The sequence below is a fragment of the Saccharopolyspora sp. 6M genome (genome assembly GCF_020176775.1).
In the GTDB taxonomy this organism is placed as follows: domain Bacteria; phylum Actinomycetota; class Actinomycetes; order Mycobacteriales; family Pseudonocardiaceae; genus Saccharopolyspora_C; species Saccharopolyspora_C gregorii.
In genome coordinates, this window is sequence record NZ_JAIUJZ010000239.1 from 1 (window position 1) to 14,465 (window position 14,465).

Sequence of the window (14,465 nt, forward strand, 5' to 3'; positions counted from 1 at the left end):
CCAGACACCTCCACAACGACAACAAGACCAACCTACGACCACCGTGCCACCAAGATCAGTTTTGTTACAAGTAGTAAGGGGGGATGGAGGCCGAACAGGGCTCCTCGTTGTACACCCGGTACGCCCGGGAGGAACCGGGCGAGATCGTGGACCTGCTCACGGCCGTGGTGGATGCGATGAGCGACCGGAAATCCGCCCTGCGCGGCCGGGTGCGCACCGTCGACCCCACGGCAGAGATCCCGTTAGAGCTGCTGATCGTCGACGAGCTGGCGGCGGTCACGAAGTACCTCGGGGATAAGCGGGCGCAGCAGGAAGCGGAACGGCTCCTCGGCATCCTGCTCACCCAAGGTAGGGCGCTCGGGTTCGTGTCGTGGGCGTTTGCGCAGGAACCGACGAAGGAAATCGTGCCCATGCGCAGCCTGTTTCCCTACCGGATCGCGCTGCGGCTGGATTCGTCGTCGCAGGTGAACATGACCCTCGGTGAATCCGCCTGGGAACTCGGGGCACGCGCGGAAACCATCCCGCGTGCGCTGCCCGGTGTCGCGTACGTGACTGAAGACGGGGTGCGTGAACCCTCGCGGGTCCGGGCGGGCTACACCCCGGACGCCGAGATCCGCCGGGTCGCCGAGGTCTACCCGGCCCCGCCTGCGGCGGCCTGAAAACTCCGGCCTCCTGTGCGGGGGCCGCACGGCGGGGGCGCGTGGAACGGCTCATCAGTGGTCGATTGGGCGGGTACCCACACCACGCGTCCCCGCCACCTCATCGTTTTCGTTGCTATTCGGGGGAATCATGCAACACGAACAATCCACAGTGGACGGCTTAGGCCGTCGCGCTCAGTCCACATCGGACCCTTCTTTGGCTGGCGGCGCCGTCGGGGATGCGGGTCAGTTGGCGGTCTGGCGGGGGCCGTCCGGGCTGGCGGTCGCCCAAGCCACCGCCGAGACCCATGGGGTGTGCGTGCGGCCGATGGCACTGCGCCGCGTGGACACCAGCACCGGGGCCTCGCGGGTTGTGGCCGTGGCCTGCGGGGCGACCCGGGAGGCCGTGTGCGCGCCGTGCGCCCGCAAACACCAACGGGCACGGGCGCACCAGTGCCGGGAGGGCTGGCACCTGGACCAGGAGCCGCCGCAAGCGGAACCGGACCGGGAACAGGAAGGGCTCATGGCCTACCGGGCGGACCTGATCACCCTGGGCCGGGAAGCCCTGGATGCAGGCGAAACCGAGCACGTAGAGGACATCCGGGACGCGCTCGCCGAGGTGGACGCCGAACTGCGGGCCTCGGGGGTGCGGGGGCGTCTTCCGGGCTTGGAAGCGCTCGATCGCTCCGCCTCGGCGCATCGGGGGCGTTCCACCCGGCGGCGGGCCGATACCCCGGACCTGCCCCGGAGACCGGTGTGCGGACAGACCATCGGGCGCACCTACGCCGGGCGGTACCGGCCGTCCATGTTCGTCACCTTGACCTTGCCGTCCTACGGTCCGGTGCACTCCGCCCGGATGCGGGGCGGCCGGGTCGCCCGTTGCTCGTGCGGATCGACCCATCGCCCGGATTCCGGGCTTCTCGGGACCCCGGTCGATCCCGACACCTACGACTACCGGCGCGCCGCACGGGATGCGATCCACTGGGCAGCACTCTGGGACCGGTTCGGCCAAAACCTCCGCCGGGCGGTCGGCTGGTCGGTGCAGTGGTTCGCCGCGATCGAACCGCAAAAGCGGCTGACCCCACACGCCCACGTAGCGCTCCGCGGCAGCCTGCCCCGCGCGCTGCTGCGCCAGGTGGTCGCCGGGACCTACCACCAGGTGTGGTGGCCCAAGCATGACCACCAGGTCTACGGCGGCAACCGGATGCCGGTGTGGTCCCCGGACCGCTCGGCCTGGTGCGACCCCGACACCTACCAACCACTACCGACCTTTGACGAAGCCCTGCCCGCTCCGGACGCCGGGCCAGAGGACGCGGCGCACGTCCTGCGTTTCGGCGACCAGGCCGACGTACGCGGACTCCTCGGCGGCACACAGGAAACCGAACGCCACGTGCGTTACCTCACCAAATATCTCACCAAGTCGATCGGCGAAACCCACTCGGCCGCCGGTGGGGCACAACGCGCACACGCGGACCGGCTCCTCGCCGAACTGGCGGTCACCCCGTGTTCGCCGCGCTGCGGTATCTGGCTGCTCTACGGCGTCCAACCCCGTGGGGCCTCGTCGCGGACCATCCCCGGCCGGTGCCGGGGCAAGGCCCACCAGCCGCACGCACTCGGCGTGGCCGGGCGCCGCGTCCTGGTCTCCCGCGCGTGGACCGGCCGCACCCTCGAACAACAGAAAACCAGCCGCCGCGAACACGTCCGCGCCACCCTCCAAGCAGGCGGACTCCTGCCCACCGACCGCAACCACGACGGCGCGGAACCGTTCGGCAATCCCACCGGCGACGGCGCCGGGATCGTGTGGGAACGCATCGCCCCCGGAGACCCCGACGTACCACCAAGACCGCTGCTCCTCCTGGAAGCCGTCGCCCGGCACCGAGAACGGGTCCAGGCCTACCGGACCGCCCAGCACGGGGCCGCGCTGGCGGCGGCGGGGGGTTGTTGATGGCGCGGCCGGACAAGCGGCGCGCCCGGCCTGACGTGCTCTGGACCATCCACGACGTGGCCGAGTACCTGCATCGTCCGGTGCGCACCCTCTACGACTGGAACCACAAGGGCACCGGCCCGCCCTCCTACCGCGTCGGCGGCACCCTGCGCTATGACCCGCGCGATGTGTGGGAATGGATGCAGGAAAACCGCGAATAACCCACTCGGAAAACCGCTGTCCATCTGGGGAATCTGGGTTCATTTCCGTGACTTGACCTGCTATTCTAGACAGGCCACACGGAAGCGAACCCCGATCCACACGCAAAGGATGCATTCCGTGGCACACGTGCAAGATCGGTGGTTCAAAGAAGAGATCAACCCTATCACCGGAAAGGAGAAAAACGTGCGAACGGCCCACTACGGAAAGGGACTGCGCTACCGGGTGCGGTACCTTGACGTATCGGGCAAGGAGCGGTCGAAGTCGTTCCCGGACAAGTGCAAGAAAGAAGCCGACGCGTTCTGCTTGAAGATCGCATCGGACATGCGGGCCGGTAGCTACATTGACCCTGAAGCAGGGAAGATGCTACTGCGGGACTACGCCCAGAACTGGATCAAGGGCCAAGCGGCCGACCCGAATTCGCGCGACACTATCCGGCAGAAAGTCCAGTCCCGCATCCTTGCGTACCTCGGAGATAAGCGCCTGTCGGCGGTCGAGAAACCGGTTACCGTTCGGGATTGGCTGGACTGGATGCGCACTGAGGGTGTGTCGGAGAACTACGCGGAACAGCTCTTTCGGCTGCTGTCGGGGATGCTGGAATCGGCCGTGTCCGACAAGCTGATTCACGCCAATCCCTGCCGCAGTAAAGGGATTTCTCGGCCAAAGAACACGACTGTTCCGGCCGTGGCATGGGAGAACGAGCGCGTGATGGGTATCCGGCAATCCATTCCGGAACGGGAACGCATCGCCGTGGACATCGGGATCGGCCTCGGCCTGCGCGCCGGTGAGATCTTCGGGCTCTCCCCCGACGACATCGACGATGGGGCCGGGGTCGTGCATGTGCGTCGGCAAGTCCGCAAGGTACGCGGGCAACTGGTGTTCTCCCTGCCCAAAAGGGACAAACTGCGTGACGTGCCGATCGCGCAGGACCAGGCCGACGCGCTGCGGGCGTACCTGGCCGCATTCCCGGCCCGCACGGTAACACTGCCGTGGAAAACCCCCGGCGGGAAACCTGCCACCCACACCCTGGTTCTCACCCGCCCCGGCGGGACGGCTTGGCACAGCAGCGCGTGGGACTACCACGTGTGGGCACCGGCGTTCCGCCAATCCGGGACCACCAAGCGGCCCCGGATCGACGGGCTCCATGCCCTGCGCCATACCTATGCGAGCATCCTGCTCGCCAACGGCGTGAGTATCCGCGAACTGGCTACCTACCTCGGACACGAGAAACTGTCGTTCACGCTGGAGATCTACACCCACATGCTGCCCAGCAGTCACCAGCGAGCCCAAGCAGCCGTCTCCGGCTACTTCCGGAACACCCTCACCGGCCCCGACACCTCCGACGGCCTACACGCGGCCTGACGGCCTACCGAAAACAACAAAATAGCTGGTCAGAACGCCCGAAACTCCCAACGGAGAAAGAGCGGTCCGTTCACTCCGGGGGTGGTGGCCGGGCGCTGGTCGGAGGGGTGCGCCCGGCCACCGGCCGGTCCTGGGCGGTGTCGGGGAGGTCCCGCCGCGGACCGGGTCAGGGGCTCAGAAGTCCCAGGTGAGCAGGAGGTAGTCGTGCTCCGCGGCGAACTCGGCGCACTGCGGGCAGCGCGCCGTGATGTCGGCGGAGCGCGGCCGGCGCGGCGGTGGCGTGTCGAACGGGACGCGGATCCGATCGCCGCACAACGTCGCGGCCCGCTCCCCACCGGGCAGCGCGCCCGGCCGGGACGGGGTGGCGTGCCGCAGGTGCAGCGCCAGTCCGACGATCCAGAACGCCACCGGCCTGCTGCACCGGTACGGGTGGGGCAACGCCACGACCGTCCTCCTTTCGGTTCGATCACCGGGCGAACCGCTGACGAATCGAAAGGTAGATCGCTATCTTCTGGCCCAGCGAATGTGTGACACCGCAGTTCAGCGGATTGTCTCGCTGCAAATCCGGTCAGTTCTCGAACCGACCCCGCGCTGGAATCCGGAGGTCATGGAATGCGGCAATCAGAAGCCCTGCGTCAGCTCGGGCTCGGCGTGCGACTGCGCACCTTGCGGGAGAACCGCGGAATGACCACCCGATCGGTGGCGGCGGCCCTGGGTGTCTCACGTTCCTCGATCAGCCGGACCGAGCGTGGCACGCGCGCCCCGGATCGAGAGGAGGTGAGTGTGCTGTGCGCGTTGTTCGGCGTCGTCGGTGACGACAAGCAGGAATTGCTGGACCGCGTCGGCGAGTCGAACGAGACGTCCGCGTGGCTGGCGCTGGGCGACGGCATGTCCGAGCAGCTCGCGAGCCTGCTCGTGCTGGAACGCGAAGCAGCGAAGATCACGTGTGTGGAACTGGCCCTGATCCCAGGTTTAGCGCAGGCGGCCGACTACACCCGTTGCCTGATGGCGAGCGCCGGTCCGCAACCGCGCGAAGTGGAACGCCGGGTGGCGTCGAGGCTCGGCAGGCAAGCAGTGCTGTCCAGGCCGAGGCCTCCGCACGTCCGCTTCGTGATCGACGAGTCCGCGTTGAGCAGGACCCTGGGCAGTGAAACGGCGCTGAGGTTGCAGCTCGAGCACCTGATCAGCATCGGGCGCCGACCGAACGTCGAGATCCGCGTGATCCCGTTGTCCGCTCCGGCGCACCGGGTGTTGAACGGGGCGTTCAGCTACTTCGAGCTCGCGGACGGCACGGGCTACGCCTTCGTCGAGTCGCAGGGTTTCGCCGTATGCCTCGCCGAAGCTGTCGATCTGCGACTGGTCGTGGAAACCTGCAACGAAGTGGACGATATCGCGCTGGGTGAGCGCGAATCACTGGAGTTGATCAAGAAAGCCGCGGAGGGACTGTCCGATGAGCGACTGGGTGTGGCGGAAGAGCTCTAGGAGCAACGCTTACCACAACTGCGTCGAGGTGGCGTTATCGCCGACGTCCGTGGCGGTCCGGGACTCCAAGGATCGCGCGGCCGGTTCCTTGTCGTTCTCGACGCGGAACTGGCGGCGGTTCCTGGCGGGCCTCGACGCCGGGCGTTCTGGTGGTGAGCCGGACGATGGTTGAACCGAACTGGCGGACGAGCACGTACAGCGGTGACTACAACTGCGTAGAGGTCGCCCTTTTGCCTGATTCCGCTGCCATTCGAGATTCGAAGTATCGCGCGGCCGGGTTCTTGTCGTTCTCGTCGCGCGCGTGGCAACGTTTCCTGTTCGGGATCAAAACCTCCCACTGCGACTGTTGGGCGGAAGGGGAACGACATCATGACCGAACCGACGTGGCGCAAGAGTTCGCGGAGCAACGCTTTTGACAACTGCGTGGAGGTGGCGTTGTCGCAGGATGCGGCAGCGGTGCGGGACTCCAAGGATCGAGCGGCCGGTTCCCTGTCGTTCTCGACGCGGGACTGGCGGCGGTTCCTGAGCGGGATCGGCGAAGGCCACTACGACCGATGCGTGAGCTGAACTGGCGGAAGAGCAGTCATAGCGACCAGTACAACTGCGTAGAAGTGGCGTTATCGCCCCACTTCGTCGCGGTGCGGGATTCGAAGGCGGTCGAGGACGGGCGGCTCACCGTCTCCCCGGCCCGCTGGGCTGCGTTCCTCCGCGGCCTCGAATCGGGCCGTTTCGACCGCTGACCGCTGAGCCGAACCGTGGGGGGCGACCCGACCCGATGCGGCCCCCCCACCGCGGGGTCACGGCTGCGGGATCGGCTGCGCGACCGCGGCGGCGGCGTCGATGACGCCGTGCCCGGTGAGCAGGCTGAACTGCCCGGTCTTGTCGCTGCCGGGAGCGTGCGCGGTGTCGATCAGCGCCTGCTCCACCTGCTCGGCGGTGCGGCCCTGGGCGGTCAGCAGCGCGGCGACGCCGGTGACCATCGGCGCGGCCATCGAGGTACCGGCGAGCGCGTCGTAGTCGGCGTCCCCGCACTTGGTGCCGGTGCCGCGCGGGACGGTGGAGACGATGTCGCCTTCGCAGGTGCCGTCGCCCGCACCACCGGGTGCGGCCACGGCCTTGAAGTCGAGCTTGAGGCCGAAGTTGGAGTACGAGGCCTTTTTCTCGGCGCGGTCGGTGGCGGCGACGCACATGGCGCCCCGCTCCCACGCGGGGGTGTCGCACAGCGGGGCGGTCTCGTTGCCCGCCGAGGCGATGACGACGACGCCCTTGTCGCGGGCGTACTCGACGGCGTCCTTCGCCTGCGCCTGGAGCCCGAGCAGCGTCAGCAGCTGGGAGCCGGGCTGCGCGCCGAGGCTCAGGTTGATGACGTCGGCGCCGTGGTCGGCGGCGTAGCGGATGCCGGCGCCGATCTCGGCGAAGTCGCCCTGGCCGTCTTCGAGGACCTTCACCGGCATGATCTTCGCGTCGGGCGCGACACCGGCGCCACCGACGCCGTTGTTCGCGGCGGCCGCGGCGATCCCGGCCACGTGCGTGCCGTGCACGTCGGTGTCCTGGCCGACGCCGTCCGGCCCGCGCCAGTCGCCGTTGCCGCACGGCGCGGGACCGCCGCCGCAGGTGAACGTGGCGCCCGGGACCAGCTGCGAGCGCAGGTCGGGGTGGTCGAGGTCGACGCCGGTGTCGACGACGGCGACGACCTGGCCGGCGCCGGTGCTGGTCTGCCAGGCCTGCTCGGCGTGGATCTGGTCGAGACCCCACTGCGCGCCGGCGAGGGGATCGTGGGTGGTGGCCGCGGAGGCGGACGGCGCGGCGAGCGCGGTCAAGCCTGCGACCGTGATTGCGAGGGCCCGTAAACGCATGGGCTGCTCCCGGAGTTCGGTGAAAAAGTTCAGGCGATCAACGACAGCCTGACCACCGACGTTCCGGCCCGATACACGCCCGAGTCCAGAATGGGACGCGCGGTGCAGCGAATTGCGCCGAACAGAGCAGCGCTGAACGGGCAAAGCGGACCCGACGTCCACAGAGGACATCGGGTCCGCTCCCTCCCTCGCCCCATCCGGTTGCCGCGCAACGAGTTCGCGCGTCGACCGGCGGGACTGATCGGAACGATAGTCCGGGGCAGCCCGGGGCAGAACTGCCCGGACGCTGCACGATCGGGTGGATCACCCTGATCGTTGAAGAGGAAATTTCCTACCGCAGTACGGGATTCAGCCCGTCCCAGGACAGTTCCGCGACCCACATCCCGCGATCCCCGGGCGGCTCGGCGAGGTCCCCGTGGAACGCGATCAGTTCGCCGTCGTCGAACACGTCCTGCCCGCCGGGGTTCGTCACCGCGCCGCCCAGGGCCTCCCGGCTCAGCAGCGCGCCCGGCGCCTTCGTGAACGGTCCGGTCGGGCTCGGCGCGGTCGCGAAGTTCGTGAAGTAGTCGCCGCTGTCGAACGTGTTCCCCGAGTACAGCAGCACGTAGCCCTGCGGGCGCCGCAGCAGCGTCGGCGCCTCCACCACCCCGGACTCCTCGGGGCGGTCGGCGCCCAGCAGCGGGACGTCCTTCCCGGCGGGCGTGATGCCGTCGGCCGCGACCGGTCGCATGTGGATGGTGGACGGGCCGCTGCGCGCCCGGCTGCCGCGCGAGTCCTTGTACAGCAGGTACCGGCTGCCGTCGTCGTCCACGAAGCTCGCCGGGTCGATCACGTCGCCCTGGCCGGGTGCGCAGATCAGCGGTTCGGCGCTCGTCGGCTCGAAGGGCCCGGTGGGGGATCCCGCGACGGCGGCACCGATGCACTGGCGGCCGGAACCCGTGTGGTGCGCGGTGTAGTACAGCAGGAAGGTGCCGTCGGAGCGCTCGCTCACGTCCGGTGCCCACACGTTCAGGCTGCCGGTGTGCGACGGGCCCACCCACGGCGGCAGCTGCGGCAGCGCGTCGGCCCGCTGTTCCCACGGTCCTTCCGCGTCGGTGGCGGTCGCGAGCTGCACGTTGTACCCGGCGGTGTTCGTGGCGTACGCGTAGTACTGCCCGTCGTGGTCCAGCACGTCCGGGTCCGGGAAGTTGCGGTCGATGACCTGTCCGGCGCTCCCGGCGGCGCGCTCGTCGGCGAGCGCGGCCGGTGGTGCGAGCAGCAGCAGCACGGCGGCGGTCAGGCTCAGGTGGCGGCACGTTCGCAGCACGGGTTCCCCTTCTTCGGCGGCCCCACCAGTGCACCGGCGTCCCGTGCGCCTCGCCGGACACATTCACCTCACGAGTGACACTCGATCAGGTCGTCCAGCGTGCGAGCCGCAGCGCGGGCCGACCTCCGGTCACCGTCGCCGGGAGTCGTCGACCTGCGAGATCCACCCGGTGACCGGGCCAACCGCCCGAGCGCGCCCGGCGGGTGCGCGGAGCCGGACGCCGTGATCGGGTGGCGGGTCACCCACCGGGCGACGGATCCGGGGGCGCAGCGTGATCAGCGGTGGCGCGGCGGTGGAACAGGGCGTTCAACGCCAGCGCCGCCAAACAACCCGTGCTGATCCCCGAATCCAGCACCGCGCGCAGCGCCGCGGGCGCGTGCGCGTAGAAGTCCGGCTGCACCACCGGGATCAGCCCCACGCCCAGCGATCCCGCCACCACCAGGGCCTGAGCCGGATCACCCAGATCGGCCCGGCCCAACGTGCGGATCCCGCCCGCCGCCACCGAACCGAACAGCACCAGCGCCGCGCCGCCCAGCACCGGCTGCGGCACCAGCGACACCACCGCCCCGGCGACCGGGAACAACCCGAGCAGCACCAGCACCCCGCCACCGGTCGCCACCACGTACCGGCTGCGCACCCGGGTCATCGCCACCAGCCCCACGTTCTGCGCGAACGCGCTGCAGGTGAACCCGCCGAACACGGCGCTCAACGCGCTGCCCGCGCGCAACCCGGCCGCGATGGTGCGCTCGTCGGCGGGCCGCTCCACGATCTCGCCCAGCGCGATCATGTCCGCGGTGCTCTCCAGCATCGCCACCAGCATCACCACGCACAACGACAGCGTCGCGCTCCAGCTGAACGCCGGCGCCCCCAGCGCGAACGGCACCGGCGCGCTGAACACCGGCGCCTGCGCGAACGTCGTGGCGTCCACGAACCCGAACGGCCACGCCAGCACCGTGCCCGCCAGCAACCCGAGCAGCAGCGAGATCCGCTTCCAGAACCCCCGCAGGAACCGGTTCCCCAGCAGCACCAGCGCGAACGTCGCCCCGCCGAGCGCCACCCGGCCCGGCGCGGCGTGGTCCGGCGCCGCCGGGTCCCGCCCCGCGATCCAGCCGACGGCGACCGGCAGCAGCGACAACCCGATCAGCGTGATCACCGCACCGGTCACCACCGGCGGGAAGAACCGCACCAGCCGGGAGAAGTGCGGCGCCAGCAGGAAACCCAGCACCCCGGCCACCAGCACCGCCCCGTACACCACCGACAGCGGGTTCCCGTCCGTCGGCTGCGCCACGATCGCCAGGATCGGCGCCACCGAACCGAACGTGACCCCGTTGACGAACGGCAGCCGCGCCCCGATCCGCCAGATCCCCCACGACTGCAACAAGGTCGCCATCCCGGCGGTGAGCAGGCTCGCCCCGATCAGCAGGGTCCGCTGCTGCCCGGGCAGCCCCAGCGCCTCGCCGACGATCAGCGGGGGAGCGACGACGCCCGCGTACATCGCGGCCACGTGCTGCGCGCCGAACGCCAGCATCCGGCCCGGTGGCGGGATTTCGTCGACGGGGTGGACGTCGGTGCCTGCGTGCTCCTCGAAGGCCATGCGGGCTCCTCGGCGGGGAACGGGATTCGGTGCTGCTACCGGCGCGCTCCCGCCCGCACCACCGCGGGACCGTGGCGGGCGCCCCGGCGGATCAGAACTCGGGGAGGCCGTACCAGGCGATCGGCGCCTCGGGCACGTCGTCGCGGGTGACGATCCCTTCGATCAGGCCGTACGGGCGGTCCGCGGCGAAGAAGACCTCGTTGTCGTTGTCCAGCCCGAACGGTTCCAGGTCGACGCGGAAGTGGTGCTTGTTCGGCAGCGACAGCCGCACCTCCGCGATGCCCGGGTGCGCCTCCAGCACCGCCTCGCCCATCGCGTGCAGCGTCTGCTGCAGCGCGAGGCTGTGCGTCGTCGCGAACGCGGACAGCAGCGCGGCGCGCACCGAGGCGAAGCTCTCCGACCACGCCACCTCGGTGCCCAGGTGCCGCCAGCGCGCCGACACCGCGGTCGCCAGGATGCGGTCCGAGGTCTCGGGAAGCGTCGTGTACTCGTCCCTCGGGAAGCCGTGGAACTCCGAGCCGGTGGACTTGAGCACCACCAGGCCCTCGACACCGCTCACCACGTGCGCGTCGTCGCCGTCCACCGTGATCGCCGCGGTCCGCGTCTCCGCGCCGCCGCGGCGGAACGCGTGGTCGTGCCCGGCGCCGTCCACCTCGATGCGCTCCCACGCGTGCTCGGCGACGAGGATCCGCGCGCCCCGCACCGGTTCCCGGGTGTCGACGAAGTGCTTTCCCAGCCGCAGCGCGAAATCCTCGACCTCACCGATCGGGTGGCGCTTCGCGAACGCGTAGGCCGTGTTCTTCTGCGAGTCCGTCGGCAGCACGTTCGCGTTGTCCCCGGCGCGGTGCGCGGCCGCGAAGTCCCCGCGCAACGCGGTGCTGATCGTGAGGTCCCGGATCTCGTGCCGAGAGGTGCCGCGGTCCACCGCGACCAGCCGGATCTCGGCCTTGCCGTACTGGTTCGGTCCCGGCACGATGCCCACGTCGATCAGCTCCCTCGGTAGGTGGAGTAGGCGAACGGGCTCAGCAGCAGCGGAACGTGGTGGTGCTGGGCCGGATCGGCGATGCGGAAGGTGATCTGCACCAGCGGGTAGAAGGATTCGGTGCCGCGCGCCGCGAAGTAGGCGCCGGTGTCGAAGGTCAACCGGTAGTCGCCGGGCGCCAGCTCGTCCGGGCCGAGCGAGCCGATGCGGCCGTCGTCGTCGGTGACGCCTTCCGCGATCGGTCCCGCCCCCTCCAGCCGGACCGCGATCCCGGCGGCCGGGCGGCCCAGCGCGGCGTCCAGCACGTGCGTGGTCACGGCACTCATGCGATCACCTTCTCCAGGCGCAGCAACGCGATCTTGCGCAGCTCGTCGGCGACCACGCCCAGTTCGGTGCGCGGGTCGTTGTGCATCCGGGAGCGCAGCACCGCCAGCAGCTCGGCGCCACCGCGGCCGCCCGCGCACACCAGGTACACGTGGCCGAACTTCCGCTCGTAGGCGGCGTTGCCCTCCCGCAGCGCGGTCCGCAGTCCCTCGTCGGCGAAGTCCACACCGGACTGCTCGGAGCGGGACCAGGTGGCGGAGGACGCCTCGCCCGCAGGCCGTTCCCCGATGCGGGGGTGCGCGGCGAGCGCGGCGTCGACCTCCTCCGGGGTGAGTTCGCGGGCGGCGGCGTCGGCGGCGGCGAGCACCGCCGCCGCGGAGTCGTACGGCCGCGCGTCGCAGACCCGTTGGGCCCAGCGCGGCACGTCCAGGCAGGCGCGCAGCTCGGGCAGCAGCTCGGCGCGGGGAACGGCGTTGAAGCGGTCGGGTGCGGACATGGCCTCCCCTTCGGGCCGGCTGCGTCTCGGCTGATCCGCGGTCCGCCCACGCCGGACGACCGGCGGCGCACCGTGCCAGCTGAAGCTACGACCGGCCCCACCGGGTGTCAACACTTTGTTGAACTAGCAGGTGATCAGGGGTGCTGTTCCCGGTTCAGGTAGTTGTAGACCGTGAAGCGGCTGACGCCCAGCGCCTTGGCCACCGACTCCACGCCCTTGCGCAGCGTGAACGCGCCGCGCTCCTCCAGCAGCCGCACCGCGCGCTGCTTGTCCGCCCGCGACAGCTCCGGCAATCGGCCGCCCAGCTCCGCCTCCACCCCGGCGATCAACCGGTCCAGCGCGCTCGTCAGCTCCGCGCCCGGCAACCGCACCGCGACCGCCGGTTCGCCCTCCCAGTGCAGCAGCACGTCGGACGGCTCCCGGTCCTCGACGGGAACGGTCGTGGCGCCGAGCCGCGCCAGCAGCGGCGCGATCGCGGAAGCGAGCGGATGCACGCCGACAGCCTAGGATCCCGCCCCGGGAGCCGTCGGGCGGTCGACCGTGACCTGCAAGGTGATGCGGTGCGCGCCCGCCGCCAGCGCCGCGTCGCACACCTCCGGCAGCGCTGGCAGCACCACGTCCCGCGAGCCGCGCACCGAGGTGCCCAGCGGACCGAAGTCCGGCTCCAGGCCCGCCGCGCGCAACCGGTCCCGGGCGGCCACCGCGTGCTCCGGCGGCTCGCCCTCGCCGCGGAACGGTTCCGTGGTGAACTCCGCCGTCACCTGCGGTTCGGACATGGACGCCTCCGAGGGTTCGGGAGCAGATCGGCCCACTGTACGGGCGCCGCGGTCCCGGTCGCGGAAAAGGCGCCGTGCCACCGGAATCGGCCCCCGTGACCGAGATGTGATCGCCGTGACGACGAGCGCCGCTCCCGGTCGCGCGCACCCGGGCGGACCGGAACCAGCAGGCGGGGAAGGCCCTGCGGCCCGCGGGCGCGCGGTGGCCCGCTCGGCGGACGCGGCTCGGTCAGCTGAACGGCGCCCGCCGGGCTTCCCCTGATCGGGCGAGTCGGGTGGAATGTGCGAGTCACCGCCGCAAGCCCGAGGGAGAGCACTGTGCCCGGTCCCGTCCTGATCGCGCCGGACAAGTTCAAGGGGTCGCTCACCGCCCCCGAGGTGGCGAACGCGCTCGCCGCGGGACTGCCCGGCGTCGAGGTGCGGCTCGCGCCCATCGCCGACGGCGGGGACGGCACCGTCGACGCCGCGATCGCGACCGGGTACCGGCGGATGCAGGCGCGCGTCACCGGGCCCGTCGGGGCGCCGCTCGCCGCCGACTTCGCGCTCCTCGGGGACCAGGCCGTCGTCGAGCTCGCCTCCGCGTCCGGGCTCGCGCTGCTGCCCACCAGGGAACTCGCGCCGATGACCGCCTCCAGCTTCGGCACCGGAGAGCTGATCCGCGCCGCCCTCGACGCGGGCGCGCGCACCATCGTGCTCGGTGTCGGCGGCAGCGCCTGCACCGACGGCGGCGCGGGCATGCTTGCCGCGCTCGGCGCCCGGCTGCTCGCCGACGCCGGACGTCCGCTGCCCCCCGGTGGCGGCGGGCTCGTCGAGCTCGCCGAGGTCGACCTCAGCGGGCTGGACCCGCGGCTCGCCGACGCCGACATCGTGCTCGCGTCCGATGTGGACAACCCGCTGCTCGGGGAGCGCGGCGCCGCGCACGTGTACGGGCCGCAGAAGGGCGCCGACCCCACCCAGGTGCGGCTGCTCGACGCCGCGCTGCGCAGCTGGTCCGGTGCCGTCACCCGCGCAGGCGGGCGCGAGGCCGCCGACGAGCCGGGGGCCGGGGCCGCCGGTGGCGTCGGCTACGCCGCGCTCGCCGTCCTCGGCGCGCGGCAGCGCCCCGGTGCGGACCTCGTGCTCGAACTCGTCGGCTTCGACGCCGCGCTGCCCGGCGCCGGGCTCGTGCTCACCGGTGAGGGGTCCGTCGACGAGCAGACGCTGCACGGCAAGGGGCCCGCCGCCGTCGCCACCAGGGCCGCCGCCGCCGGAGTGCCCGCCATCGCCGTCGCCGGGCGCTGCTCGCTCGCGCCGGAACGGCTCCGCGACGCCGGGTTCGCCGACGTCTTCGCGCTCACCGACGTCGAACCCGACCCGCAGCGCTGCATCCGCGAGGCGGCCGACCTGCTGCCGCAGCTCGCCCGGCACATCGCGGCGAAGTGGCTCGCCTGAACAAGTCCGCGGCCCGCCGCGTTCCGCGTGGTCGGCGGCTCCGCGGCTGACGGGACCGCGGGGCGTGGCGGGCGG

The 14,465-nt window shown here is 71.1% G+C and carries 19 protein-coding genes; 10 read left to right on the forward strand and 9 right to left on the reverse strand.

The features are described 5' to 3' along the window. Positions 1 to 83: 83 nt before the first annotated feature. The 4 genes from LCD31_RS25830 to LCD31_RS29685 all read left to right on the forward strand — a co-directional run bounded on the left by LCD31_RS25830 (position 84) and on the right by LCD31_RS29685 (position 4,143). On the forward strand, positions 84 to 659 hold the full coding sequence (locus LCD31_RS25830; protein ID WP_224962242.1) for a hypothetical protein: 576 nt from the start codon (positions 84 to 86) through the stop codon (positions 657 to 659). Between the two features lie 151 nt (positions 660 to 810). After that, positions 811 to 2,583, forward strand: coding sequence for a replication initiator (locus LCD31_RS25835; protein WP_224962245.1), 1,773 nt, complete (start codon positions 811 to 813; stop codon positions 2,581 to 2,583). Between the two features lie 56 nt (positions 2,584 to 2,639). Further along, positions 2,640 to 2,783, forward strand: a complete 144-nt coding sequence (locus tag LCD31_RS25840; protein ID WP_374201683.1) for a helix-turn-helix domain-containing protein — start codon at positions 2,640 to 2,642, stop codon at positions 2,781 to 2,783. 118 nt (positions 2,784 to 2,901) lie between these two features. Then, positions 2,902 to 4,143 (forward strand): site-specific integrase, encoded by a 1,242-nt coding sequence (locus LCD31_RS29685; RefSeq protein WP_224962248.1) that lies wholly within the window; start codon positions 2,902 to 2,904, stop codon positions 4,141 to 4,143. A 174-nt stretch (positions 4,144 to 4,317) separates the two neighbouring features. On the opposite strand, the gene LCD31_RS25850 is transcribed toward LCD31_RS29685, so the two are convergent. Further along, a complete protein-coding gene (locus tag LCD31_RS25850; RefSeq protein ID WP_224962250.1) occupies positions 4,318 to 4,587 on the reverse strand; it encodes a hypothetical protein in 270 nt (89 codons plus the stop codon). Positions 4,588 to 4,755: 168 nt separating this feature from the next. Between LCD31_RS25850 and LCD31_RS25855 the strand changes: the two genes are divergently transcribed. The 5 genes from LCD31_RS25855 to LCD31_RS25875 are packed head-to-tail and all read left to right on the forward strand — an operon-like array spanning position 4,756 to position 6,365. Further along, a complete protein-coding gene (locus LCD31_RS25855; RefSeq protein WP_224962252.1) occupies positions 4,756 to 5,625 on the forward strand; it encodes a helix-turn-helix transcriptional regulator in 870 nt (289 codons plus the stop codon). Next, a complete protein-coding gene (locus LCD31_RS25860) occupies positions 5,594 to 5,797 on the forward strand; it encodes a DUF397 domain-containing protein (protein ID WP_224962254.1) in 204 nt (67 codons plus the stop codon). The genes LCD31_RS25855 and LCD31_RS25860 overlap by 32 nt, the downstream gene beginning before the upstream one ends. Continuing rightward, positions 5,790 to 6,041 carry a DUF397 domain-containing protein gene (locus LCD31_RS29690; RefSeq protein ID WP_308015870.1) on the forward strand — a complete coding sequence of 84 codons (252 nt, stop codon included), beginning with the start codon at positions 5,790 to 5,792 and terminating at the stop codon, positions 6,039 to 6,041. Before LCD31_RS25860 ends, LCD31_RS29690 begins: the two co-directional genes overlap by 8 nt. Next, complete coding sequence (locus tag LCD31_RS25870; RefSeq protein ID WP_224962256.1) at positions 5,995 to 6,192, forward strand: DUF397 domain-containing protein; 198 nt, start codon at positions 5,995 to 5,997, stop codon at positions 6,190 to 6,192. The genes LCD31_RS29690 and LCD31_RS25870 overlap by 47 nt, the downstream gene beginning before the upstream one ends. Continuing rightward, positions 6,180 to 6,365 (forward strand): DUF397 domain-containing protein, encoded by a 186-nt coding sequence (locus LCD31_RS25875; protein ID WP_224962258.1) that lies wholly within the window; start codon positions 6,180 to 6,182, stop codon positions 6,363 to 6,365. Before LCD31_RS25870 ends, LCD31_RS25875 begins: the two co-directional genes overlap by 13 nt. Before the next feature lie 57 nt (positions 6,366 to 6,422). Here the strand turns inward: LCD31_RS25875 and LCD31_RS25880 are convergent, their stop codons facing one another. From LCD31_RS25880 to LCD31_RS25915, 8 genes are all read right to left on the reverse strand, one after another. Next, positions 6,423 to 7,445: a S8 family serine peptidase gene (locus LCD31_RS25880; RefSeq protein ID WP_224962260.1), complete on the reverse strand. Its 1,023-nt coding sequence runs from the start codon at positions 7,443 to 7,445 to the stop codon at positions 6,423 to 6,425. 367 nt (positions 7,446 to 7,812) lie between these two features. Continuing rightward, positions 7,813 to 8,787 (reverse strand): glycoside hydrolase family 43 protein, encoded by a 975-nt coding sequence (locus tag LCD31_RS25885; protein ID WP_224962262.1) that lies wholly within the window; start codon positions 8,785 to 8,787, stop codon positions 7,813 to 7,815. A 238-nt stretch (positions 8,788 to 9,025) separates the two neighbouring features. Further along, a complete protein-coding gene (locus tag LCD31_RS25890; protein ID WP_224962264.1) occupies positions 9,026 to 10,381 on the reverse strand; it encodes a nucleobase:cation symporter-2 family protein in 1,356 nt (451 codons plus the stop codon). A 91-nt stretch (positions 10,382 to 10,472) separates the two neighbouring features. After that, on the reverse strand, positions 10,473 to 11,363 hold the full coding sequence (pucL, locus tag LCD31_RS25895) for a factor-independent urate hydroxylase (protein WP_224962266.1): 891 nt from the start codon (positions 11,361 to 11,363) through the stop codon (positions 10,473 to 10,475). A gap of 5 nt (positions 11,364 to 11,368) precedes the next feature. Next, positions 11,369 to 11,689, reverse strand: coding sequence for a hydroxyisourate hydrolase (gene uraH, locus LCD31_RS25900; protein ID WP_224962268.1), 321 nt, complete (start codon positions 11,687 to 11,689; stop codon positions 11,369 to 11,371). Continuing rightward, the gene (uraD, locus tag LCD31_RS25905) at positions 11,686 to 12,183 is read right to left on the reverse strand and encodes a 2-oxo-4-hydroxy-4-carboxy-5-ureidoimidazoline decarboxylase (RefSeq protein ID WP_224962270.1); all 498 of its coding nucleotides are present in this window, start codon (positions 12,181 to 12,183) and stop codon (positions 11,686 to 11,688) included. The genes uraH and uraD overlap by 4 nt, the downstream gene beginning before the upstream one ends. A 134-nt stretch (positions 12,184 to 12,317) precedes the next feature. Next, complete coding sequence (locus tag LCD31_RS25910) at positions 12,318 to 12,677, reverse strand: helix-turn-helix domain-containing protein (protein WP_258345655.1); 360 nt, start codon at positions 12,675 to 12,677, stop codon at positions 12,318 to 12,320. A 9-nt stretch (positions 12,678 to 12,686) separates the two neighbouring features. Further along, positions 12,687 to 12,959 carry a thiamine-binding protein gene (locus tag LCD31_RS25915; RefSeq protein WP_224962272.1) on the reverse strand — a complete coding sequence of 91 codons (273 nt, stop codon included), beginning with the start codon at positions 12,957 to 12,959 and terminating at the stop codon, positions 12,687 to 12,689. A gap of 318 nt (positions 12,960 to 13,277) precedes the next feature. Between LCD31_RS25915 and LCD31_RS25920 the strand changes: the two genes are divergently transcribed. Next, positions 13,278 to 14,390, forward strand: a complete 1,113-nt coding sequence (locus tag LCD31_RS25920; protein ID WP_224962273.1) for a glycerate kinase — start codon at positions 13,278 to 13,280, stop codon at positions 14,388 to 14,390. Positions 14,391 to 14,465 lie beyond the last annotated feature (75 nt).

Excerpts from the sequence above, each read along its gene's own strand:
- LCD31_RS25830 (WP_224962242.1), top strand. The coding sequence starts at position 84 with ATGGAGGCCGAACAGGGCTCCTCGTTGTACACCCGGTACGCCCGGGAG.
- LCD31_RS25855 (WP_224962252.1), top strand. The coding sequence starts at position 4,756 with ATGCGGCAATCAGAAGCCCTGCGTCAGCTCGGGCTCGGCGTGCGACTG.
- LCD31_RS25860 (WP_224962254.1), top strand. The coding sequence starts at position 5,594 with ATGAGCGACTGGGTGTGGCGGAAGAGCTCTAGGAGCAACGCTTACCAC.
- LCD31_RS29690 (WP_308015870.1), top strand. The coding sequence starts at position 5,790 with ATGGTTGAACCGAACTGGCGGACGAGCACGTACAGCGGTGACTACAAC.
- LCD31_RS25870 (WP_224962256.1), top strand. The coding sequence starts at position 5,995 with ATGACCGAACCGACGTGGCGCAAGAGTTCGCGGAGCAACGCTTTTGAC.
- LCD31_RS25875 (WP_224962258.1), top strand. The coding sequence starts at position 6,180 with ATGCGTGAGCTGAACTGGCGGAAGAGCAGTCATAGCGACCAGTACAAC.
- LCD31_RS25890 (WP_224962264.1), bottom strand. The coding sequence starts at position 10,381 with ATGGCCTTCGAGGAGCACGCAGGCACCGACGTCCACCCCGTCGACGAA.
- uraH (WP_224962268.1), bottom strand. The coding sequence starts at position 11,689 with ATGAGTGCCGTGACCACGCACGTGCTGGACGCCGCGCTGGGCCGCCCG.
- uraD (WP_224962270.1), bottom strand. The coding sequence starts at position 12,183 with ATGTCCGCACCCGACCGCTTCAACGCCGTTCCCCGCGCCGAGCTGCTG.
- LCD31_RS25915 (WP_224962272.1), bottom strand. The coding sequence starts at position 12,959 with ATGTCCGAACCGCAGGTGACGGCGGAGTTCACCACGGAACCGTTCCGC.